Source organism: Nonomuraea antimicrobica (assembly GCF_039536965.1).
Lineage (GTDB): Bacteria > Actinomycetota > Actinomycetes > Streptosporangiales > Streptosporangiaceae > Nonomuraea > Nonomuraea antimicrobica.
The window spans coordinates 1-20,843 of the sequence record NZ_BAAAZP010000070.1; the positions used below are offsets into that span (position 1 = coordinate 1).

The window sequence follows — 20,843 nt, forward strand, 5'->3', positions numbered from 1 at the left end:
AGCACGCCGATCCTGTCTGATTCTTTCCAAGATCTGTATCACGAAGTCAGACGCAACCCACGGACGGCGCCGTGGTGCTGCATCATGCCAGCGGCGAGATCCCGCTCGCGGACCCCTCGCACACCAGAGCACACGTCCGGGCGCTGGCTGGCGCGCTGCTCGCAACCGTCGATCCGCCGCCCGCCCCGACGGCGTAACCGCCACAATGAGACCAGACACGACCCATTCGGAGAGGCCATGACCGACGACACTCCGCACGCGCGCCGCCGACCTGCCCGCCTCGCGTCGCTGACATTTCCTGAGAGCCCGATGAAAGACTTTCAACACCGGACCAACGACATGGGTGGTCATGATGAGTAGTCTCACCCCCGCTGAGCGGGCGGACGTTGAGAGCGCAAAAGAGGCCATTCGCGCTGCGGGTGCGCTGCTTGACTGGGATCGCGAGATTGGGAGCCAACTCGCCGATTCCCTCGGCAGAGCCTTGCCGGACGTTGACGAGGTCACGATCGGCCGTGTCCTGTTCTACGCTGCGGCCACAATTCCGCAGTTGGTTCGCACCGGCCACGATCCGCGCGCGATCGGCAACGCCTTCACCATCGCTGCCATCGACTTGACCGCGCTGGATTAGCGAGCAGTCTTGCCATGAACCACGGGGTCGGGACTGGTGAAGCCGCGTATTCAACTGTCGTGAGTTGTCGTACCGTCGGGTCTGATGGTGACGTTCTGTGTTCCCAGCGGCGTAGCGGATCGCGGCCATCAGCCTCGCCCGGGCCTCAGCCTGAGTTTGTTAAGTGATCCAGCTGGTCACGGCCAATGCGGGTGGTCGGTGGTGAGGGCGATGCGACTTCTCGATCACGATGAACGTGCCGCCCAGGCCCGCCGCCAGCCTGCAGCGGCTGCGCTGGAGGAGCGCCAGCGAGCCACTGCGGTCGAGCGCGACCGTGAACGCGCCCCGCGCGGAGGCGGCCACCGCCGCCGCCCAGCAGGCGCGCGAGGAGACCGTCGCGGTCCGCGCGGACCTGCAGGCGGCCGAGCGAGGAATCGGCGAGCTCGCCAGGCAGCCGGACCAGGCACGCCGCCTGAAGAGCACGGCACGCGACCTGGCGGCGTCAAGAACCCGCGAGCTCGAGCAGAGCGAGACCGCTGGCAGCATGCCGCGCGCGCACGAGCCCGGCATCCCGCCCAGCGAGCCGGGCCCAGCCGGATCATGACCGCCGACAGAACAGAGCCACGCATGACGCCACCCCTGCAGGGCACCGCGCACCGACGTCATCCCGACGATTTCGACGTCGCCAACTGGCACCGGCATGCTGGCGACCTGCTGGACGCATGGCTGCGAGAGGAGTTCACCTGGGCGGGCCGGCCGCTCGCCCTGTTCCTCGCCGAGGTGAGCGCCGTGTTCGACGACGGCCACCAGCTCGCGCTCTGGCAGGCCGCCGGGCCACCTACCGCCTTCCGGACCCGGGCGCCACGCCCAGCACCGATGCTCGATGACGCCGAGTACGACATGTTCCATCCCGTCTGGATGGAGCTGATTGAGGCGCCGTGGCTGCTGGAAGGTCGCCTGCTGCATCCGCACACCCGCTTGGAGATCGACCAGCATGCTTTCGCCCACAACGGCTCAAATCTGCTGATCGCGGTCCCGGACCGGCGCACGCCGGACGTGGCGCCACGGCCCGACCCGGACACGTCGCCGTACACGACCGATCAAGGTGTCCTCGCCGTTCCGCTATGGCCGTTTCGGGCGCTGTCGGCGATGCGTGCCGGTGCCGACGCGGCCACCGCCCTGCTGCTGCTGGCTGGCACCGCGGTGGCCGATTTCGCGGTGCACGAGGCGCTGGAGACCTATCAAGGAGTCTTGGGCCGCCCGGTCTGGGATCCGCACGACAGCCGGTATGAGCTGACCATCGAGGTGCGCTGGCAGATCACCGACATCATCACGCAGGGCTGGCCGGTGATGAAGCGTATGTGAGATCGGCCCGTGCTGCCACGAAGGCTCAGGCGACATGCCCCCTGGCTCATGACCCAGCCTTGGCCACCGCGGTGCTGACCGTCACTGCGCCGCGTTCCTGAAGCCCATCCCCCACGACGGCGCAGAGCCGCTCCCACATGGCCAGCCTCCAGGCAGCGCATCCAGGGCAATTGCCGACGTTCCACCCACACGCCGCTACTTACTCAGCGTCCCGCGCGGTCACCGAGGCCGGTCGGTGTCCTGGCGACGGCCGCAGCCGCCGAGGAGAAGACGGCCCGGTATGTCGTGGTCAATGTCGCCGACACTCCGCAGACTGCGCGGTGGATGTGATGTCGCCTGCGCGGTACGCGAGCGTCGTCCATGCCGGGACGGAGCGCCAGTTCTGGCGTTCGGGCCGGCACCTGCACCACGCTCAGCTACGTCTGGCGAGGCTGGGCCTCCTCGCCGAGAAACATGCCGAGGAGGCCAGGGCGGTTCTTAGAGGTCTTCCCGGAGAAGGGAGGGCGGCGAGTCGATGATCACGGCGTCGAACGATGGCGGCAAGGCCCAGGCCGACGCTGACGGCTGCGGGTCCGCATCGACGATCATCACCGGTCTCCGGGATTGGGCCAGGTCAGGGGCAGCAACCGTCTCGGTGGCCTTCTCGTACCCGCCTTGCTCGAAATCAATGACGACCCGGGGGTCGTTCTCGTCCTCTTCTATGCCCATGCCGCGAGCGTACGTGGCCGGTGGGCACCGAGCCACCCGCTTGGGAGACAGGGCCCGATTGGCTTTTGAGAAGAAACGATCTCGATCTCTGGCCACAACGAGGTGAGCGGGAACGGGATGGAGGACGACGTTCCGTCTGATGCCTGCGTGAGACGCGCGTACCGCGTTGCCGTTCTGGATTCTGTCCCATCCGGTGGAGCTCGTGCATCCCGGCCAGGTCCCCGCTTCGGGCAGCGGTGTGGGCGGCCCATTGGATCAGCAGCCCGCCCCTGTGACATGGCGAGGGTCGCCCGCCCCGCAACCCACGGCTGAAAGCCGCCACCGCTGTCGTGGACGAAACGCTCGCCGAACACTCCAGCAGCACCTGACAGGCGGCAATAGTCACGCGCGTACCGGCACTCGCAACGGCTGCAGCGACAACGCCGACGATCATCGAACGGGAGCGCGACCGGCTACAGAGTGAATGCCCCGGCCAGGCGGGCTGGCGCTACTCCCGCCGATCCATCTCGGCGAAGGCCACCGTGGTCAACTGCTTGCCCGAGGACGGTGAGCCCGTGATGTACTACCCGGGGCGAGCGAGCTGATCCTGCGCGCTGACACGGCACACGCAGACGCCCCCGCGGAGCCCTGATTGATCGCCGCGCGGCACAGTCGACGCGCCGTTCGACGCCCACCCGTCACCCCAGAAGGAGCCGCCTACCATGATCGATGTCAAGGCAGCGCATCCGGGTTCGCTGCCGGCGCTCCACGCGAACGCCGCTGCCTACACGGCCTTCCGCCGTCACCGAGGTCCGCGGCCGCCAATACACGGTCTCTGAGCCTGTCACGGGCGCTCGCGAGGCGATGGCCCGGCTGCTGCGCACGGCCGCTCATGTTGGCTACGTCCGCCCGGCCACCTGCCCGGCCGACAGCGGCTGCTACGCCGTACTGGACATCCTCGACGGAGACGACGCGCAGGTGCAGGAGTACTGCATCCCCACCGCGAGCGCCTTCCGCTGGTGGTATCGCAAGCTCGATCTCCGGGTGGAGTACACCGACGGCGATCCGCTCCCACCGGAGTTGCTGCCAATCTGACCCCAATGAGCGCCAGCCTTCCCGCACGCGGTCGACGTGTACCTCGTCGACCGGGCCGAGCGCGCCGGGGTGACGCTCGAGCAGTTGTCTGGCCCGCTGTTCGCCTCCGCCTCCGGGCGGCGGCTCGACCGCAAGGACGTTGACGAGCTGGTCAGACGGATCGGCCGCCAGGCCGGAATCGAGGGGCTGCACCCGCACAAGCTGCGGCACGTTCGCCACCACGGCCGAGGAGGCGGGCGTGAGCGTGAAGAAGATCCAGGAGGCGCTCGACCACGCGCAGTCCTCGACCACCGACATCTACCTGACCGCGGCCAGGCGACTGGAGGACGACCCGTCCGACCTCGTCGCCGCAGCGATCGAATAAGACTCTGGCCTTCATGTCACCACCCCACAAAGATCAATCTTTGTGGGGTGGTGACTCATGCCGCGCTCGTATGCGCTGCAGCGCGCGAACCCGCCACCGGCCGCTCCGCCGCTCCCGCTCTACCTGCAGGGCCTGCGCCTGTTCAGCCGCCATTCGCTGGCCGAGTAGCTGCGCAATCTGCCCCGCTATCTGCTCGTCCGTCACGTCGGCGGCCGGGTTGTCGCTACTGCGGCTCGATCTCCGGAGTCCCAGCCCCATTTCGAGGGCCCACACAAGGAACGACGCAGCCATGCCCGTCAGCAGGCCGGCGTAAAAAAGCGACCTATTGGCCGCCCTCTCGACCTCAACGGAGATAAAGATGCCCCCTGCTGAACTGAATGGGTGCAATATCCTCACTCCAGGCCGGGCGGTGACGTCTGAGCTTCCCCCGCCAGTGCCCCGGACCTCCCAGCGGAACCCGGGACCTCTGTAACCCTCGGATACCGCTTCGGGCTTCAAGCCGCCCCGGTTCGGATCGATGGCCCACTTCACGGTCATGTCGGTACCACCTACATCGCGAAGCATCATCTCCGGAAAGTTGACGCTAGTCACAGGGCCGCTCGTCTCGAGAATCGGTTCGCTGTACAGGATGCGAATGGTTTCGCTAAAAATGGGCGACTGCTTATCACAGAAGCTCATGCGCGCAAGACGGTCCCCGTTGGCCACCACGTAGTTGTCGTCATCGAGGAATTGCCCATTGCTCCCTATAAGGTGGACGAAAGCGTCGATGCAGGACCCAGGCTGAGGCATGGTGGCGTTGAGGCTCAACGTGTTGTCCTCGACATTGAAATTGATGTTGATCTCGACGGAGGGGGGCGGCTCACTGAAACCGATCGTGATGACGCCGGGGATGCCCGGATCGGGAAACTCGGGTGCCGCCTGGTTAAAGCGCGAAAGCCCCCAGTAGCCCAAGCCTATGGCCGTTAAAAGCACTGCGACAGGGCGCCGTTGGATGCTTCTGATTCGCGTCGTTAGAACGCGAACGATGCCGAAGCGGCGGCGGGAACCTCGCATGATCCGTGAGGGGGGTGGTGGGAAGAGAGGCACATAGCGACCATGCCAGATCATGGTCGTTCATGTGTCTCGATTCTCGATGCGGCCGACTCGTCTGAGCAGGAACGTCTATACGTGGGGGTCCTTGCGGATCTTGCCAGGGCTTGACAACCGTGTGTACCCTCGTGATCAATCTGGGATTCGTGTAGTTACGTCGGATTTCTTTCTATGCGTACGGTTCGGACGGCACGCTGAGAGCGTCTCTCCCGCACGAACGCGAGCGTCCCAACCCCTCGCGGTACCCCCTGAAACGATTACGTCTCAGATCCGTGATCGCGAGCTAAGCCCTGGATACTCCCGGTCCAGGGCCTTTCACATGCCCTCACCCCCTCACGCCCGGAGGTCGCCTGACCATGTGGTGGCACTCGATCAGCTACCCCGAACAGGGCGGCCGCCAGCGCGGCATGCTCATCCACCGCGGATTCTGGATCCACTGTCGACGACACGTGAAAACTGGATCAGGCACACATTTCGTGATCGGACCCTGGTCAGTCGGTCAGCAGGATGCGTTTGCGCAGGAGATCGGGGTTGGCGCGGCCGTACATCTGTCGCTTGAGCATCTTGGTCCGGTTGACGTGCCCTTCGACGGGGCCGGAACTGTAGGGCAGGGTGAGCCCGGCGTTGACGGCGTCTTGGTCGCGGCGTAGCCCGGCGACGAAGGAGTGCAGCTCAGGCAGATCGTCGCCTAGAACTGCGGTCATCCATGCCTCCAGGTTCTGGCCGTGGCGGTGCGTCATCATCTCGGCGAACTGACGCACGTGCAGTCGAAGCGCCGCCAGCTGGGGACATGCGGTGATCAGCGACTGGAGCTGGCGGCGATCGCCGGGGTCGAGGCTGGTGGGGTTGCGCAGGAAACCAGCCGGTGGCCTGCCGGACCGTGGGCGGCCGCCCTGGTGTCAGCGCGGGAGGCGTTCCGTCGCGCCAGGGGCGGACGTACTGGCGGACGGTGGTGCCGCCGCCGCGATAGCCCAGAGCCTGCAGCTCCCGGTAGAGGAGTTCGGCATTGGTGCATCCCTCGGCCCACCGTCTGCGCAGGTAGGAGTCGAAGGCTTCCAGGGTCTTGGGTCGTCGGCCCGTTCCGTCGTGAACGAGCAGGTCATCGGGGCCGGCGGCACGGGCAAAGCGCCGGACGGTGTTGCGGCCCAGGGACAGCAGGCAGGCGATCTCCCGCAGTCCTTGGCCCTGCTCGAGCAGAGTATGAATGGCGGCATGCCGCTCGCGGGTTCGGGTGGCGATGCGGTCCTGACGATCGGTGGGCGAGCGGGGCGGGACGGACGGCGCCGCAGGTGGAGACGTTACGGTGCGCGTGCTGAGCGCGGTGGTCAGGTCGTGGAGGTGGTCGCGGTGGCGGGTGACGGTGCGTTCGACGGCCTCGCCGAGGTTCCGCCAGAGGTGCCACCTGTCCGCGACCTGGATCGCGTGCGGCGCTCCCCGGGCGATGCCCTCGGCATAGGCGCCGGCCCGGTCGCGGCAGACGATCTCGACCCCGGGATGCGCGCGCAGCCACGCGGCCAGGGTGTCGGCCGTCCGGTCGGCCAGCACGTCCACCACGGTCCTGGTGGACATGTCGATCAGAATCGTGCCGTAGGAGTGGCCCCGCCGCAGGGCGAAGTCGTCCACACCGAGCACCCGCGGACCGGATTCCAGTACCGGGTCCGGCAGGGCACGAATCAGCCTGATCAACGTCATCCTGCTCACTGAGGCCGCCAGCCGGCCGGCGAGCCGGGCTCCGGCCCGGCCCCCCAACGCCAACGCGATGGCCTGCAACGCCCTCGCCGCCCGGACGCTGCGGCGGCCGTAGTGGAAGCGCGGCAGAAGAACCGGTGCACCCGCAGGTGGATGAGCACCTCCTGGCCCCCGACTGCCGTATCGGACAGCCGTCGTTCATAGTGGCTGTGCACCCGCCGCGACGGTGTCCCACAGGCCGGGCAGGCGGCCTCCGCGGTGCCGGTTCTGGCCCGGATCCTTACCGTGGTTCCCGACCGGAAGACCTGCTCAACGCACACGCCGACCAGATGAGGGAACAGGACGGCGACCAGCTCCTTGATCAACACGCTGCAGATGGTTGTAATCAGAGGCATGGCTACCGGCCGGAACGCCCGAACCGTGATCTACTCAGCGGGTCCGATCACGGAAAGTGTGCCTGACCCTGAAAACTGACCCCCAGGCGGGACGCTCGGGTTCTAGTGCTTGTCGCAACACACCTGATCATGGAGGACGTGTTGATGGCGAGGCGAGGGCCCAAGCGAAGACTGGATGCGGAGTCGGAGTACTGGCGGCTGGTGCTCTCGGGTGTAGGGACGGTCGAGGCGTGTCGAGCCGACGATCGCCCGTGAGTAGATGTCGACCACGAACGCGACGTAGACCACTCCGCACCAGGCGGAAACGTGGGTGAAGTCGGCCACCCAGGTTGCGTTCGGCCGCTGGGCGGTGAAGTCGCGCCGCAGCCGGTCGGCCGCCCGCGCATGTCCCGGATCGGGCGTCGTGGTGCGGATCTTCCTGCCCCGCCGCGCGCCCTGCAGGCCGAGCACGCGCATGCGCCGCTCGACGGTGCAGCGCGCCACCCGATGCCCCTCCCGCAGCAGTTGCTGCCAGACCTTGCGGGCGCCGTAGACGCCGTAGTTGTCGGCGTGGATGCGAGTGATGTGCTCGTCCAGCTCGGCGTCGCGCACCGCCCGCGGCGATGGCGGTCGGTTCTTGGCGGCGTAGTAGGTGCTGGTGGAGATGGGGCAGCCGTGCTGGGTCAGGACACGGCAGATCGGCTCGACACCGAACACGCCGGCGTGCTGGTCGATGAAGGTCACGAGTGCGTGTGTGGCCGGCCGACTTAGATTCAGGATCTCGTTGGCGCGGCGGGCGCAGCCGCTTCAGCTCGGCCGACTCATCGGTGGTGCGGCCGGGCCGGCTGCCCCCATCGATCTGTGCCTGGCGGACCCAGGTACGCAGTGTCTCCGCAGTGCCGATGCCGAGCTTGGTCGCCACCGCGTTGATCGTGGCCCACTCGGTCGGGCAATCCGGCCGCACCTCGGCGACCATCCGAACCGCTCGACGGCGCAGCTCGGCGGGGTAGGGAGACTTACCTGGCATGGACTCGATCCTCTCAAGAGATCAAGTCTCCACCGAACTCGGGGCGATTCAGTGAGAAACCTAGCGTTCACCAACCTTCGATGACAATGCTCAAACTTCGCTTCAAAAGAATAGAAACGACAAGATCCCGCCTGATCTCGATGATCAGACGGGATCCCGTCAGCCTCAGTCCAGCCGTCTCAAGAACGGCCCGTCCAGGCGGCTCGGCGGGTGAGCAGGGGATGGAGCCTGTCGAAGGCCGCCGCGTGCGCGGTGCCGTACCGGGTGGTGTCGGTGACGGTCTGCGCTGACGGGTCGCCCCAGGTCGCCGCGTCACCGAAGACGAACTCGGTGCCGCGCTTGGGCGGGCGGCCACCGCAGGGGCTGGCTAGCAGGAACTCCTGACGGCAGGGGCCCGGCGGCGCATCACCCTGTCCGAGCGCATCCGCCCGAGGATCACCACGGGCAGGTCATCCAGCAGGAAGGCCAGCCGGGGCACGTCGTAGCCGGCGTCGATCACGATCAGGATGTCGGGGTCGCCTGTCTCGTGCTGGCCTGCCTGGACCAGGCCGGTGACGACCTCGCGCAACTGGCGGGCCGTCAGCGCGGCCAGATCGGCACCCGGCTCCAGCCGGATCGCATCCAACAGCGCGGTCCAACTGGTGCGGCCGGTCTCCAACGCGGCCACGATCGAGTACGACCAGCCCGGGATCATCCGATGCTCGTTCTTGGCCCGGCCGTAGGTGTGGCAGAACGAGCGGTCCGGGCAGGTGGCCGCGTCCGGCCGCAGCCACGGGCTGACGTCGGCGGCCAGCACGATCCGGCCATCGGCCGCACGGGGCAGGGGCGGACCCGCCAGCGCCTTGCGAAGGCGGGCGATCTCTATGCGGCCATGGTTGAGTCCGTCATACAACGCGCCGTGCCCGCGTCGATGCTCGGGTGCCAGCGCCAGATACACCAGCGTCTTGACCGCCCCGTCAGTGCATAACACCGCCTCGGTCAGCTCAAACAGCTCATCACCCCGCATGGTCAGGCACTGGTAGTACGCCCGCCGGAACCGCGACAGCGCGGCCAGCCTGTCGCTGCCGGTGCAGATTTCGCCGCTACCTGTTCGCGTCGCCGTTACGCATGCCAGCGTGGACATCGCGGTCACCGCCTCGTCTCGGCGACTTTGCACGAGCCCGAAGATGAGACGGTGACTGCCCCATGTCACGGCGACACACCGTACCGAAATGGCAACAGTCCGCTAAGCGTGGGAGCTCGATTTCGTCGCGGTCCGCGACGTTCACGAAGATCGAAACTTAAACGACAAGCTTAGGGAAGCATTCCAGAAGTCGGCGTAGCGGCCGCCGCTGCGGAGCAGCTCGTCGTGGCGTCCTTTTTCCACGATCCGGCCGCCCTCGAGAAAGGCGATGCGATCGGCGCGTCGGACCGTCCGCATCCGATGAGCGACCATCACGACCGTCCGGCCGGCCATCAGGCGTTCGATGCCCTCGTGGACGGCTGCCTCGTTCACCGGGTCCAGCGCCGAGGTCACCTCGTCCAGAAGCACGATGGGCGCGTCCTTCAGCAGAGCCCGCGCGATCGAGACCCGCTGGCGTTCGCCCCCCGACAGCAGCGCGCCGCCCTCGCCGACATTTGCCGCCCATCCGCCGGGCAGCCGCTCGATCACCTCGTCCAGCCGCGCGGCACTCGCCGCCGTCCGCAGCTCGGCCTCGGTGGCCTCGGGGCGGCCCAGCCGTACGTTGTCCTCGATCGTGCCGTCGAAGAGGTAGACGTCCTGGAAGACGATGGCGATCCGCGCCATCAACACCTCGGTGCCGATGGCGCGCACGTCCACGCCGCCTACGCGCACCGCGCCCGCGTCCACGTCGTGGAAGCGCGCGAGCAACTGCAGCAGTGTGCTTTTGCCCGCGCCCGAGGGGCCGACCACGGCGAGCCGCTGCCCCTCGGCCACGGACAACGATAGGTCATCGAACACCGTGCGGTCGCCATGCTGAAAGGCGACGGACTCCAAATCCAAGCCATGACCCACCGGCTGGATCGGTTCCGGTGCTTCCGGCAGCGGCGCGGTACGCAGGACCGCGTCGAGTCTGGCCAGTTCGGAGCGCGCGGCGCGGAGTTTGCCGCCGATGTCGGCCAGCGACAGGACCGGATCGGCGCAGCGGGCGGCCAGCACCAGGATCGTCAGCACCTCCGCAACACCGATGCTCCCGCCGAGCGCGAGGTAGGCGCCCAGAACCAGCAACACGGTGAACATCGCCTGCACCACGAGCGTCAAGCCGATCATGCCGGGCAACACCGACAACACGGTACGGCGGGACGCGCGCTGAAGTTCCCGCAGCGCGTCGTCGAGCAACGCGAAGCGTTGGACGCTCCGGCCGCCGGCGCGCAGCACCGGCTGGGCCTGGAGGAACTCGATGACCCGCCCAGTGGCCTCGGAGTCACGTTCGTGGCGGCCGGCATCGCCTGCGGCCATCGAGCGGCCGGTCCAGATCTGGATCGCCGCCACAAGCGGTACGGTGACCAGCGCGGCCAGCCCTAGCTGCCAATTGAAGGCGAGCATCACGCCAACGATCGTCACAGGGGTGACGAAGGCGGAGATGTAGGGCGCCAGCAGATGCGCGATCACGCCCATCGTCTCCAGCACGCCCTGGCTGGCCAGGACGGACACCTCACCGACTCGGCCGGTGCTGTACCAGCCGAGGGGCAGCCGGGCCAGATGATCGCCAAGCCGGTGATACATGCCACGCAACAACGTGGTTCCGGCGCGGAAACCGAACAGATCGCTGACATAACGCAGCACCGCGTAGATCGCGACCGCGCCGCCGAACGCGATCAGCCAGGACAGCGCGTCTGCGGGGTCGCCGCCCAACAGGGTCCGCAGCACGGGGACCAGCAGGGCGTAGGACAAACCCTCGACGATCGCGGTCATCGTCATCAAGGCCACGGTGCGACACACCGGCCGGGCGTAGTCATGGCCCAGGACGCGCAGCAACATGCGAATCATCGGTACTCCTTGGATTGCCAGAAAGCGGCGAACTTTCCGTTCTCTGCCAGGAGGTCGGCTGGCCTGCCCTGCTCGACGATCAACCCGTTGTCCAGCATCACGACGGTGTCGGCGTCGGCGATCGTCTCCAAGCGGTGGGCGATGACCAGGATCGTGCGATCGCCCTCCAGCGCCGCCAACGCCTGCCGTACCGCCTGCTCGGTCTGCGGGTCGGCAAATGCGGTCGCCTCATCCAGCACCAGGACGGGTGTGGCGGCGAGCAAAGCACGGGCGAGCGCTATCCGCTGCGCCTCGCCACCCGACAGCCCGGCCTCCTGCCCGAGCACCGTGTCGTAGCCGCGTGGCAGCTCAAGAATCCGATCATGGATGTTCGCCATCCGGGCTGCGCGCACCACGTCGTCGAAATCAGCATGCGGTACGGCAAGCACGATGTTGTCCGCGACCGAGGCGCGCAGCAGGCGTACGTCCTGGAAAACGAAGGAGACCGTCCGGTAGAGGTCGGAGCTGGCGAGCTCGCGCAGATCGACGCCGCCCAGGGTGATCGAACCGTGGGTCGGGTCGAAGAAGCGCGGCAGCAACTGGACCAGCGTGGACTTGCCGCCGCCCGAGGGCCCGACGATCGCGGTGACCGTGCCCGGTTCGAGGACCAGGTCGATCCCGCGCAGCACCTCGCGATCGTCTTCGTAGCTGAAGCGGACGTCACGCAGTTCCACCTGGTGGCCCCGCGGCGCGATCGGGTGCGCGGGCTCCGGCAGCGGCGCCACATCGAGCACGTCCCGGATCCGGCCGACCGCGCGCCTGGCGGTCTGCAGGTCGTCGAAGCTGTGGGCGATGAAGGCCGCCACCGGAGCGGTCAGGCCCAGTCCCAGCAGCAGGAAAGGCAGCAGGTCGGCCGGGGGCAGGCCACCTGTCGCGATCAGGGCGGTGCCGCCGATCAGGACGACCAGCAGCACGAACGGCGGTGACAGCACCAGTTGCATTCCGGCGGCGATCACGGAGAGGCCGCGCACGAAGCGGTAGTAGATGCCGACGAAATCGTCGGTGGCCGTGCGGAACCTGCGGTGGGCGCGTCCGGAACCGCCGAACGCCTTGACCACCGAGATGCCCTGGACGAACTCGACGACGGAATTGGCGATCTGCCCCATGGCCGCATCGAACTGCTTCTCCTCACGCAGCCGGGTCGGGGTCATCATCAGCGGGACGTGCGCCACGGCCAGCACCACCGGGATCAGCGTGATCAACGTGAGCCGCCAGTCGATGGTGAACAGGTAGACCAGCGAGAGCAGTGGCACCACGAACGCGGCGATGAGCTCGCCGGGAGCGTGGGCGATGAACGGGTGTACGGCACTGACGTCCTGGCCCACCACCTTGGTTAGCTCGCCGGTCCGGCGCAGGGAGAACCAGCCGATCGGCACGCGTCCCAGCCGCGCGGCCAGGTGCTGGCGAAGGGCCAGTTGCACCCGGCCGTCGAGCAGGTGCCCGATTCCGGATGACCCGGCCGTGAACAGCAGTCGGACGAGCAAGCCGACCGCACCGGCGATCACGACGAACCAGACATGATCGTGATCGATCGGGCCAGGCGCCAGCAGGCTGCGCCCCAGTTCGATGACCGCCAGCAGCGGTGCCAGACCTGCGACGGCGCCGATCACCTGCAAGATGACAACGGCGGCGAAGCTCCATCGGTAAGGGCGCAGCAGCCCTGCCATGGACTGTCCCGCCGCGTCATCGGCGTCCAGTGAGGGCGGGGACTGCTCCCTCGTCGGCGCAAAGTCGGTCGTGGTCATCGCTCTCCTGTCTTCGTGGCGGGCCCCCGTCAACCGACAGGCCATCCGGAGGAACTCGAGAATCTCCATCTGCGCGGCCTTCGCTTACGGAGCAAGGCAGGCATGCTGACGAAGGCTCGCCCTGACCGCCGTCTCCACGACCTGGAGCCCGCCGTGGAGCTCCCGATGCAGGTCGAGACTGGCGAGGTCGCACGCCTTCGCCGACATCACCGCCAGGAGCCTGCGGCGTCGCAGTGCCGAACGTGCTGCGGTCGTTCCTGCTGCCATCCCGTCTCGGCATGCTTGTCGTCTTGGTGAAAGCGACTTTCTCCGGCACGGTCAGCCGTACATCGCCATGCCATACAGAGCCGCAAGCGCTTCGTCGATGGGATGGGGCTGCGGCCTGCCCGTGGAGTCGAGCCTGTTCCACCTCTGCATGTTCACCGCGACGGACATCTGCCGCTTGCCGTCGGCGCTGGTCATGGCCAGTGCTCCGGCACCCCAGACGGTGCCTCCATGCCCCCAGAAGGTGCCGCCGCCGGGCACATCCATCGGGTACAGGCCCAGCCCGTAGTCGATGATCTTGCTCTCCTGGGAGATGACGCGCACGGTGCGCCGCATCTCCGCCAGCGACGACGGGCTGACGATCTCACCGGCGAACAGCAAGCCGAAGAACCGGTTGAGATCCGTGACGGTCGAGATCAGCGAACCCGCCGGCCCCACAAAGGACATGTCGAAGACGCTGAAGTCGCGCGGCGGCTCGATCATGCCGAACCACGCCTCGTAGATCTGCGACTGCGGCCCACTGAACCGCGGTCCATCGGGAAGCTCGGTGTCCCGCAGCCCAGCGCGCTCGATGACGTTCTGGGTGATGTACGTCTCGGCCTTCGTACCGGTTACCTGCTCCAGAAGCTGGCCGAGCAGCAGGTAGTTGGTGTTGGAGTACAACCCCGGAGTGCCGCCTGGCGCGCTGAAAGCGGGTGCGGAGACGCCCTTCTCGATCAGCTCGATGGCGTGAAACCGGGTGAGCCGGTGGTCGTCGAGGCTCTGCGGCCTCGTGTCGGCCACGGCCGGGAAGGCTTTGAGGGAGGGGTAGACGTACGGGAGGTATTCGGCAAGACCACTGGTGTGGTTGATCAACATCCGGACCGTGATCGCATCGCCGCGTTCTCCGGGAACCACCTTCGGCAGGTAGCGGCCGATCGGCGCGTCGAGACCAATCTGACCACCTTCGACCAGCTGCATCACCGCGGCGACGGTGAATGTCTTGGTGATGCTGCCGACGCGGTGCCGCATGTCGGCGGAGACAGGGCGGCCGGTGGCGACGTCGGCGACCCCGGCGGCACCGCGCCAGACCTCGTCGCCGTCACGTACCTCGGCGAACAGGCCGGGCATTCCGGCGCGGTGGACGTTCTCCAGGGCGGTGTTCAGCTCTTCGGGACTTCTCATGACATGCGTCCATCCGTAGGTGCCTGGCTCATGCCACCATTATGCACGCAGTGCGTGCAACACCAAGTGCATAGGTATGCTGATCTCCGACGAGAGGGATGAGATGGCAGGTAGAAGGCGTTGGTCGACCGAAGAGATCCTGGATGCGGCAGCGGAGCTGCTGCGCACGGGCGACGCCGGTTCGTTCAGCGTGCGCAAGCTCGCGGCAGTGCTCGGCACCGATTCCTCCAGCCTTTACCGGCACTTCCACAGCAAGACCGAGCTGCTGCGCGCGGTCGCCGACCGGATCCTCCTGGCCGCCATGGACGGCTACCGGCCCGACGGTGACTGGAAGCAGCGCATCATGACCCTGGCCCTGCGCGTGAGAGAGGCATTCGGCCAGCATCCCCAGGTCGCTGCGGTCTGGGGACGTTACGCCTCAGGCGGCACCGGTTCCCGGCTGATCATGGAAGAAGTGCTGCAGGCGCTGCGCGCCTCGGGACTGGCCGACGAGGAGATCCCTGTGCGCTACCACCGGATCGCTGTCCTCACCGCCGCGTTGATCGCCTCCGAGGCCGGGGTCAGCACCGTCACCCCCGAAGAGCACGAACAGGGCATGGAGCTGTTCCGCGTCGCAGTACTCGGCGCCGACCCCGAACGCTTCCCAACTCTGGCCCACTTCGCCCGCGACGTCCGCCCTCTCGGGGTGGACCGCCGCGCCGCGTTCGAAGAAGTCCTCGCTGTCCAACTCGCCCACATCGAGGCCGCAATCTGCCTGGGCTAGCCGACCTGGCCGCGCTGCTGCACATCGTGCCTGAACCACCCCCTGAACCAGCCGCGGGTCTGGGCTCAGATGCTCTCGGGAGCGCGGTCGTGGAAGGAGCGCAAGCCCCCGCCACGTCGGCACGGGCGAAGGCGTAGCGACCCAGGAAGATGTGCTCGTACTGGATCGGCGACAACCGCGCGCACATCTCATCGGTGACCGGGAAGCCCTGCTCGCGCACGTGCTTGACGGCCGCGTCCAGATACAGGCTGTTCCAGGCGATCTCTGGGGTAGCGATCTTGAAAAGCTATGCTTGAGCAGGTCGAACTCATGCAGTCGCGTCCGCATGAGCAACGCAGTAGGTCATCTTGGTGCCCCTGCGTGTAGCAGAGCGCTGGGGTCCCTGGGTCGCATTGGTTGCGCCGGGTGTGCCGGTGGCCCGCAGGAAGCCGGTAGAGGCCAGAGTGGCCTGCGCACGCCCTCACCGATCGCCCTATGATCACCGGGTGCCTTTACCGAGGATCGCGCCGAGCGCGCTCGTGATCATCCTGACGGCCGGATGCGGCGGACAGAGCGCGATGGCGGCTCGGACGCTCGCCGAGGCGGTGGCCCAGCAGGCGAAGGGCTCGACCGGAGTGAAGGTCAAGGTGGTGCCGCCGCCCAGGGTCACGGTGAAGGAGGAACGGACGCGCAGCACGTAGGCCTGCTCGTGCTCCTCCAGGAAGGTACGCAGCTTGGTGCAGGCGCCATACACCTCATCCCCGGTCAGGAAGTCGAAGCGGACGCCATCGGCGTAGGCGTCGCTCAGCAGGCTCACGCCGAGTTCGCCCTTGGTGGCGAAGACCAGGTTCAGGGGCAGCCCAGTGGTGACGGCCGTGACGGGGCTGGTGACCTGCTCGGCTGGGATCCACTGCCGGGCGCCGATCAGCGCATGCCAGGAGTCGGCGCGGACATAGGCCAGGTAGACGGTGTTGACGCCGTTGTCCACGCCGCCCGCGCAGCCCATGTGCTGTCTTTTGACGCCCGAGGTGGCGCTGCCCTTCCTCTCTTGGCCGGACTCATCCAGCGCGCCGACGGTCAGGCTTGCGGGCGCGGCGGCGGCGTCCAGGCGGGCGACGGCGAAGCGGCGCACCACACTCATCGCGCCGGAGGTGTCCCAGCGGGCCCCGTTCAGCAGCCACTGGGTGGCGGTCCCCGGCGTGCTCGGCGATCGTCCAGCCATTGCGTTTGGGCAGGTCGGACATGACGGCACGGATGTACTTGGCGGCCGCAAGCGGGGCTCGATCCGGGTGAACATCGGTGCCAGCGCGTTGAGCAGCTCGTCGGTGCTTCGCTGCACGCGCCGCACCTCTAGCATGAGCGCGGCAGCCGCTCTCGATCTTGTACTCGTCACACAGTCATGATCACGAGCGGCTGCTCTCGTTGTGCCTGCTTCCAATCTCAAGATCGCAACGGTCTATCGCCCATCCGTGCTGGTCACACCGTGAATGGTGACTGCCGCACTACGCTCCCCTCATGTCAAACTCAGAACTACAGCGGATCAATTCCTTCCTGTCGGGCTTCGCCCGCCGCCAGGCCGCGCGCAGCGTCGACCTTCCGGGCGGGTTCGCCGTATACGACGACGCCTTCGCACATTCCCGCGCCAATAACCAGGTCATCATCGACACGGTCGTTGACTCCGAGGCGGTGCCCGCCATCGCGGAGGAGGCACTGGGGCATCTGCCTCACCGACTGATCTCCGTCCTTGACCACGAAGTCGGAATGGCGTGCGCACAGCCACTGATCCGGGATGGATACACCCACTCCACCTATCTGGTCATGCTGCATGCGGGCCCGGCACCGGCCAGCGGGTCTGCGGAGGAGTTGGACCTCGACGCGATACGTATCCCATTCACCCGGCGATGGCGGGGGCTCCTTCCAGACGTCGACGACGAGGTCATACGCCATCTCGTCGACCGACGCGAGGCTCGCCGCCGCGGGGCCGACATCGTTCAATTCCTCGGTGCCCGCACGGAGGAGGGCGAGGTCGCCTCATGGGCCGACCTCTATCTGGATCCGGCAACCGGCACAGCCCAGATCGAGGACCTGATCACTTCGGAGGCCCACCTCAGGCGCGGTTACGCCGATGCCGTCCTGACCACCGCCTTGCGCCTGGCCGCCGACAAGGACTGCGGTACCCGGTTCCTGACCGCTGATGCGGCGGACTGGCCACGACACTGGTACGAGCGCCGCGGCTTCTCCGTCGTCGGCCACTCTCACTGCTTCGAACGGGGCTGATTGCCAGACATCGAGTGCCGGTGACAGGACGTCCGTGATCCTCAACAAACCATCATTCTCTTCAGTTCTCCGGGAAGATGGTCCGCTGACCAGCAGAGTCGCGTTGTGGCCAGTGACCAGTAGGTCTCTGTCGGGGCGATCTGATTGCTCGATCAACACGGGTCGATCGTTACGAAACCGCGCTCGCTGCGATGGGGAGCGGGCGTTGGCGGAGCGAGGCGAGCGGCGCGCAGATCCTCGAGCGCTCGCGCGAGTTGCTCACGGAGCCGCCGGTTCTCTTCGGTGAGCTGCCGGTTCCGCCCGTTGGCGGCTTCGAGTCGCTGGAGCAGCGAGGCTTCGGATGCTCGTTGCCGAGGTGGTACTACTGTCGTCGGCGAGGAGAGGGTCTGCTCGCGGAGTCGTTCAATCTCGGCTCGCAGATCAGGCTGGGTGTATAGCCGTGATCGAGAGACTCTGGGCCTTGCGGGCGATGGCCTCGAAGGTCACCGGGGCTCCGGCCGATTCCAGCTCACGCAATACCTTGAGGTCAAGTCGCTGCAGTTCTAGCGAGCCCCTGAGCGGCGGTGGGTGTGTGTCAGAGCAACAGCCCGCCGGTCGCCAGCACGTTCTGGCCGGTGACCCAGCGCCCGTCGGGTCCGGCCAGGAACGCCACCACCGCGGCAATGTCGTCGGACCTGCCCAGCCGCCGCAGCGCCGTGAAGGCGGGTGTCTGCTCCAGCGCCTCCGGCGGGTTGGCGCCGCGCAGCATGTCGGTGTCGGTGGCCCCGGACGAGACCGTGTTCACCGTGATCCCGCGCACGCCCAGCTCCCGCGCGGCCACCTTGGTGAACTGCTCCATCGCCCCCTTGCTGCCGCAGTAGAGCGACAGCGTGGGCGCGGGCACGAGCGTGTTGAGCGAGGAGACGCTGACGATCCGCCCGCCGTCGCGCATCACCCGCCCCGCCCACTGGATGGCCAGGAAGACCGAGCGGGTGTTCACCGCGAACACCCGCTCGTAGTCCTCGTCGGTGATCTCGGTCATGGGTTTCTGCGCCTCGGCAGTGGCGGCGTTGTTCACCAGGATGTCCACCCCGGGCAGCCGCTCCTCCGCCTCGGCGAACAGCCGCGCCAGGTCCTCCTTGCTCGCCAGGTCGGCGCGTACGGCGTGCGCGCCCGTCTCCTTGGCGACCTGCTCGGCCGCCTCGGCGGAGTGCTGGTAACAGAAGACGACGTCCGCGCCGTCGGCGGTCAGCCGCTCCACGATCGCCTTGCCGATGCCCCTGGAGCCGCCGGTGACCAGTGCGCCCTTTCCTGAAAGTACGCTCATGCCGCCAAACCTACGCCCTGAGCATGATCTTGCGCGCCTCGTCCCGTGGCAGGCGGTCCACGTACAGCTCTCCGTCGAGGTGCCCGGTCTCGTGCTGGAAGCAGCGGGCCAGCGAGCCGCGGGCCTTGGCACCCGTCACCGAAGCCGCCTAAGATCCACCCACGGCACCTACCTCGTCGAGCTATTCACACCGCTCCGAGGACGCGACCGTCCACGCCTCGCGACCCACACGGCCACGACCGTGACAACCAGGGCGGCGGCCGCCCCGGCCCCAGCGAGCATCGGCACGTCCGGTAGCGAATCGTCCGCGGCCGTGGTGTGTGCCGGCGACGGCTTCGGGTTCTCGGGAGGCTTCGGGGACGGTGAGGTGGACCGGTAGCCGACCGGTTCCACGAACTCCGGCATTTCATTGCGGTCCGCGGGGCCCGGATCGCCGAGGCCCCGGTTGATGTGCGCGCCGGGGCGGATCACCCCGTAGCCCAGGTAGTTGCTGACCGTTCCGGGCTTCCAGTCGTCGCCGCGGCCGGCCGTGTCGAGCATGACGCGCAGGACCTGCGCCGCTGTCCAGTCGGGGTGCAGGGACCAGATGAGGGCCGCGGAGGCCGAGGCGAGGGCGGCGGCGGCGTGGGCGCCGCCACCGTCGGGACAGTAGCGCCGGAAGGTCGCGTCGCACCAGCGGGGGATGTTCACTCCGGGCGCCGCGAGGGTCACGTCGTCGCCGTGCTGGGAGAAGTCGGCGACCTGCGAGTTCTCGTCGAAGGAGGCCACCCCGACGACTTCCGAGAAACGTGCCGGAGCCAGCGGCTTGTTGCCCTCCTTCGCGTTGTCGCCGGTGCCTGCGAACACCAGCACCTCCTTGGCGAGGGCGTCCCGCAAGGCGTATCGCTGCCCGGTCATGCCGGCACCGATGACGTACTCGCTGCCGACCGAGATGCTGATGATCTTCGCGCCGCGCTCAAGTGCCATCCTGATGGCCCGGTCGACGTGGTCGTCGATGCTCGGCAGTTCGTCGTGCTCGAGCAGCGGCACACGGATCGGGATGATCTTGGCTCCGGGGGCGAGGCCCTGGATGCCGCCGCCCGCGCCGGTCCCGGCGATCAGCTCGGCCGTCGTCGTTCCCTGGCCGTCGCGGTCGCCGCTGCCGGGGCGTCCTTCGGGGACGGACGCGTCTCCGCCGGGCAGCACCTGGCCCTTGAGCGAGGGCGTCGAGGGGTTCACTCCGGAGTCGATGACGGCGATCTTGATACCTTCGCCCGTCGTCTTCTTCCAGATCTGGTCGACGTTCATCCGGTCCAGGTACCACTGCCCATCTCTGGCTCCGGCCGCGTGCGCGGAGGACGCCTGACCGGTCAATCCCGCGGTGAACACCAACACGACGGCCAGAGCGCGCACGCCCGCATCGTATCGGGCGGCGACGGCCGACCATCGCCGCCCCGTCGTCCTGCGGAAGGGCCTTGAGAAGAGGGACGTCATGCACCCGATTGGATCACACCGATATGTAGGTCCACCACATCCGCAAACTCGCCGACCTCAACCAGCCCGGACGGCGGGCTCAGCCCGCCTGGAAGTACCTCATGGCCATGCGACGGCGCAAGACCATTGTCATCTGCCGCCGCTGTCACGAGGACATCCACGCCGGACGTCTTGCCAAGCCCTACCCGAAATGATCGCTGGAGAGCAGGGTGCGGGGAAACTTGCATGCCCTGTTCGGGAAGAGACCGACGGAAAAGGACCCGGCCAAGGGCACCTCGCCGGCGGTCGACTTCGCTCGGAGGGGGGCCGTGCGGAAAAGGACCTGCCCAGAGCAGGCATCTCGCCACGCGGCCTACCCAACCAGTCGGATCAAGGCGTGGCGTGGGCTGGCCTTCCGCTTCGACAAGACCCCGGCAGTTATCTGGCCGGTCTTCATCTCCGCGGGACCATCTTGTGGATCCGGAGCCCCGACCGGTCCAAAGATCTAAAATCCGTACAGGGCCTAGACCTGCCAAAACCCGTGCCTCGGGGGAGGACACCTATGGAG

The 20,843-nt window shown here is 67.4% G+C and carries 20 protein-coding genes and 4 pseudogenes; 9 read left to right on the forward strand and 15 right to left on the reverse strand.

All coding sequences use genetic code 11. The annotated features are described in order from the left end of the window. Positions 1 to 349 precede the first annotated feature (349 nt). The 3 genes from ABD844_RS17765 to ABD844_RS17775 all read left to right on the forward strand — a co-directional run bounded on the left by ABD844_RS17765 (position 350) and on the right by ABD844_RS17775 (position 1,972). Positions 350 to 628, forward strand: coding sequence for a hypothetical protein (locus ABD844_RS17765; protein ID WP_344878346.1), 279 nt, complete (start codon positions 350 to 352; stop codon positions 626 to 628). Positions 629 to 863: 235 nt separating this feature from the next. Further along, positions 864 to 1,211: a hypothetical protein gene (locus tag ABD844_RS17770; protein WP_344878349.1), complete on the forward strand. Its 348-nt coding sequence runs from the start codon at positions 864 to 866 to the stop codon at positions 1,209 to 1,211. Between the two features lie 23 nt (positions 1,212 to 1,234). Further along, on the forward strand, positions 1,235 to 1,972 hold the full coding sequence (locus tag ABD844_RS17775; protein ID WP_344878352.1) for a hypothetical protein: 738 nt from the start codon (positions 1,235 to 1,237) through the stop codon (positions 1,970 to 1,972). 477 nt (positions 1,973 to 2,449) lie between these two features. Here ABD844_RS17775 and ABD844_RS17780 read toward each other — a convergent pair whose 3' ends face one another. Further along, positions 2,450 to 2,680 (reverse strand): P-loop NTPase family protein, encoded by a 231-nt coding sequence (locus ABD844_RS17780; RefSeq protein ID WP_344878355.1) that lies wholly within the window; start codon positions 2,678 to 2,680, stop codon positions 2,450 to 2,452. Positions 2,681 to 3,523: 843 nt separating this feature from the next. On the opposite strand from ABD844_RS17780, the gene ABD844_RS17785 reads away from it, so the two are divergent. The 3 genes and pseudogenes from ABD844_RS17785 to ABD844_RS17790 all read left to right on the forward strand — a co-directional run bounded on the left by ABD844_RS17785 (position 3,524) and on the right by ABD844_RS17790 (position 4,118). Continuing rightward, complete coding sequence (locus tag ABD844_RS17785) at positions 3,524 to 3,754, forward strand: hypothetical protein (RefSeq protein ID WP_344878358.1); 231 nt, start codon at positions 3,524 to 3,526, stop codon at positions 3,752 to 3,754. A gap of 69 nt (positions 3,755 to 3,823) precedes the next feature. Then, a pseudogene (locus ABD844_RS53170) lies at positions 3,824 to 3,952 on the forward strand (hypothetical protein); the annotation flags it as partial. Positions 3,953 to 3,992: 40 nt separating this feature from the next. Next, positions 3,993 to 4,118: a hypothetical protein gene (locus tag ABD844_RS17790; protein WP_344878361.1), complete on the forward strand. Its 126-nt coding sequence runs from the start codon at positions 3,993 to 3,995 to the stop codon at positions 4,116 to 4,118. Between the two features lie 33 nt (positions 4,119 to 4,151). Here ABD844_RS17790 and ABD844_RS17795 read toward each other — a convergent pair whose 3' ends face one another. The 9 genes and pseudogenes from ABD844_RS17795 to ABD844_RS17830 all read right to left on the reverse strand — a co-directional run bounded on the left by ABD844_RS17795 (position 4,152) and on the right by ABD844_RS17830 (position 14,444). After that, on the reverse strand, positions 4,152 to 5,069 hold the full coding sequence (locus ABD844_RS17795; protein ID WP_344878364.1) for a hypothetical protein: 918 nt from the start codon (positions 5,067 to 5,069) through the stop codon (positions 4,152 to 4,154). Positions 5,070 to 5,698: 629 nt separating this feature from the next. Beyond that, positions 5,699 to 6,061 (reverse strand): transposase, encoded by a 363-nt coding sequence (locus ABD844_RS17800; RefSeq protein ID WP_344878466.1) that lies wholly within the window; start codon positions 6,059 to 6,061, stop codon positions 5,699 to 5,701. Between the two features lie 487 nt (positions 6,062 to 6,548). After that, positions 6,549 to 6,899: pseudogene (locus ABD844_RS17805) on the reverse strand (ISL3 family transposase); the annotation flags it as partial. A gap of 5 nt (positions 6,900 to 6,904) precedes the next feature. Then, positions 6,905 to 7,291: a transposase family protein gene (locus ABD844_RS53175; RefSeq protein WP_425568601.1), complete on the reverse strand. Its 387-nt coding sequence runs from the start codon at positions 7,289 to 7,291 to the stop codon at positions 6,905 to 6,907. 237 nt (positions 7,292 to 7,528) lie between these two features. After that, positions 7,529 to 8,297 (reverse strand): annotated as a pseudogene (locus ABD844_RS17810) (IS3 family transposase); the annotation flags it as partial. Positions 8,298 to 8,664: 367 nt separating this feature from the next. Next, complete coding sequence (locus ABD844_RS17815) at positions 8,665 to 9,420, reverse strand: transposase (protein ID WP_344878469.1); 756 nt, start codon at positions 9,418 to 9,420, stop codon at positions 8,665 to 8,667. A 141-nt stretch (positions 9,421 to 9,561) separates the two neighbouring features. Beyond that, positions 9,562 to 11,286, reverse strand: a complete 1,725-nt coding sequence (locus ABD844_RS17820) for an ABC transporter ATP-binding protein (protein WP_344878367.1) — start codon at positions 11,284 to 11,286, stop codon at positions 9,562 to 9,564. Next, positions 11,283 to 13,070, reverse strand: coding sequence for an ABC transporter ATP-binding protein (locus tag ABD844_RS17825; RefSeq protein WP_344878370.1), 1,788 nt, complete (start codon positions 13,068 to 13,070; stop codon positions 11,283 to 11,285). The genes ABD844_RS17820 and ABD844_RS17825 overlap by 4 nt, the downstream gene beginning before the upstream one ends. A 318-nt stretch (positions 13,071 to 13,388) precedes the next feature. After that, a complete protein-coding gene (locus tag ABD844_RS17830) occupies positions 13,389 to 14,444 on the reverse strand; it encodes a serine hydrolase domain-containing protein (RefSeq protein ID WP_344878373.1) in 1,056 nt (351 codons plus the stop codon). 130 nt (positions 14,445 to 14,574) lie between these two features. Between ABD844_RS17830 and ABD844_RS17835 the strand changes: the two genes are divergently transcribed. Next, positions 14,575 to 15,261 (forward strand): TetR/AcrR family transcriptional regulator, encoded by a 687-nt coding sequence (locus tag ABD844_RS17835; RefSeq protein ID WP_344878377.1) that lies wholly within the window; start codon positions 14,575 to 14,577, stop codon positions 15,259 to 15,261. A 145-nt stretch (positions 15,262 to 15,406) separates the two neighbouring features. Here the strand turns inward: ABD844_RS17835 and ABD844_RS53180 are convergent. Further along, positions 15,407 to 15,538, reverse strand: a pseudogene (locus ABD844_RS53180) (Tn3 family transposase); the annotation flags it as partial. Positions 15,539 to 15,739: 201 nt separating this feature from the next. Then, positions 15,740 to 16,462 carry a transposase gene (locus ABD844_RS17840; RefSeq protein WP_344878380.1) on the reverse strand — a complete coding sequence of 241 codons (723 nt, stop codon included), beginning with the start codon at positions 16,460 to 16,462 and terminating at the stop codon, positions 15,740 to 15,742. Positions 16,463 to 16,755: 293 nt separating this feature from the next. Here ABD844_RS17840 and ABD844_RS17845 point away from each other — a divergent pair, with 293 nt between their 5' ends. Continuing rightward, positions 16,756 to 17,517 carry a GNAT family N-acetyltransferase gene (locus tag ABD844_RS17845; protein ID WP_344878384.1) on the forward strand — a complete coding sequence of 254 codons (762 nt, stop codon included), beginning with the start codon at positions 16,756 to 16,758 and terminating at the stop codon, positions 17,515 to 17,517. A 574-nt stretch (positions 17,518 to 18,091) separates the two neighbouring features. Here ABD844_RS17845 and ABD844_RS17850 read toward each other — a convergent pair. The 3 genes from ABD844_RS17850 to ABD844_RS17860 are packed head-to-tail and all read right to left on the reverse strand — an operon-like array spanning position 18,092 to position 20,215. After that, entirely contained in the window at positions 18,092 to 18,823 is a 732-nt protein-coding gene (locus tag ABD844_RS17850) for an SDR family oxidoreductase (protein WP_344878387.1), read from the reverse strand. A gap of 10 nt (positions 18,824 to 18,833) precedes the next feature. Next, on the reverse strand, positions 18,834 to 18,962 hold the full coding sequence (locus ABD844_RS17855; protein ID WP_344878390.1) for a peptide deformylase: 129 nt from the start codon (positions 18,960 to 18,962) through the stop codon (positions 18,834 to 18,836). Between the two features lie 29 nt (positions 18,963 to 18,991). Then, positions 18,992 to 20,215 carry a S8 family serine peptidase gene (locus ABD844_RS17860; RefSeq protein WP_344878393.1) on the reverse strand — a complete coding sequence of 408 codons (1,224 nt, stop codon included), beginning with the start codon at positions 20,213 to 20,215 and terminating at the stop codon, positions 18,992 to 18,994. Positions 20,216 to 20,334: 119 nt separating this feature from the next. Here ABD844_RS17860 and ABD844_RS53185 point away from each other — a divergent pair, with 119 nt between their 5' ends. Continuing rightward, entirely contained in the window at positions 20,335 to 20,490 is a 156-nt protein-coding gene (locus ABD844_RS53185) for an HNH endonuclease (protein WP_425568602.1), read from the forward strand. Positions 20,491 to 20,843: the final 353 nt, after the last annotated feature.

What these genes read in the sequence shown, in the direction of transcription:
- ABD844_RS17765 (WP_344878346.1), top strand. Translation starts at nt 350, where the DNA reads ATGATGAGTAGTCTCACCCCCGCTGAGCGGGCGGACGTTGAGAGCGCA.
- ABD844_RS17775 (WP_344878352.1), top strand. Translation starts at nt 1,235, where the DNA reads ATGACGCCACCCCTGCAGGGCACCGCGCACCGACGTCATCCCGACGAT.
- ABD844_RS17780 (WP_344878355.1), bottom strand. Translation starts at nt 2,680, where the DNA reads ATGGGCATAGAAGAGGACGAGAACGACCCCCGGGTCGTCATTGATTTC.
- ABD844_RS17785 (WP_344878358.1), top strand. Translation starts at nt 3,524, where the DNA reads ATGGCCCGGCTGCTGCGCACGGCCGCTCATGTTGGCTACGTCCGCCCG.
- ABD844_RS53175 (WP_425568601.1), bottom strand. Translation starts at nt 7,291, where the DNA reads ATGCCTCTGATTACAACCATCTGCAGCGTGTTGATCAAGGAGCTGGTC.
- ABD844_RS17815 (WP_344878469.1), bottom strand. Translation starts at nt 9,420, where the DNA reads ATGTCCACGCTGGCATGCGTAACGGCGACGCGAACAGGTAGCGGCGAA.
- ABD844_RS17820 (WP_344878367.1), bottom strand. Translation starts at nt 11,286, where the DNA reads ATGATTCGCATGTTGCTGCGCGTCCTGGGCCATGACTACGCCCGGCCG.
- ABD844_RS17825 (WP_344878370.1), bottom strand. Translation starts at nt 13,070, where the DNA reads ATGACCACGACCGACTTTGCGCCGACGAGGGAGCAGTCCCCGCCCTCA.
- ABD844_RS17830 (WP_344878373.1), bottom strand. Translation starts at nt 14,444, where the DNA reads ATGCCCGGCCTGTTCGCCGAGGTACGTGACGGCGACGAGGTCTGGCGC.
- ABD844_RS17835 (WP_344878377.1), top strand. Translation starts at nt 14,575, where the DNA reads ATGCTGATCTCCGACGAGAGGGATGAGATGGCAGGTAGAAGGCGTTGG.
- ABD844_RS17840 (WP_344878380.1), bottom strand. Translation starts at nt 16,462, where the DNA reads ATGGCTGGACGATCGCCGAGCACGCCGGGGACCGCCACCCAGTGGCTG.
- ABD844_RS17845 (WP_344878384.1), top strand. Translation starts at nt 16,756, where the DNA reads ATGTCAAACTCAGAACTACAGCGGATCAATTCCTTCCTGTCGGGCTTC.
- ABD844_RS17850 (WP_344878387.1), bottom strand. Translation starts at nt 18,823, where the DNA reads ATGAGCGTACTTTCAGGAAAGGGCGCACTGGTCACCGGCGGCTCCAGG.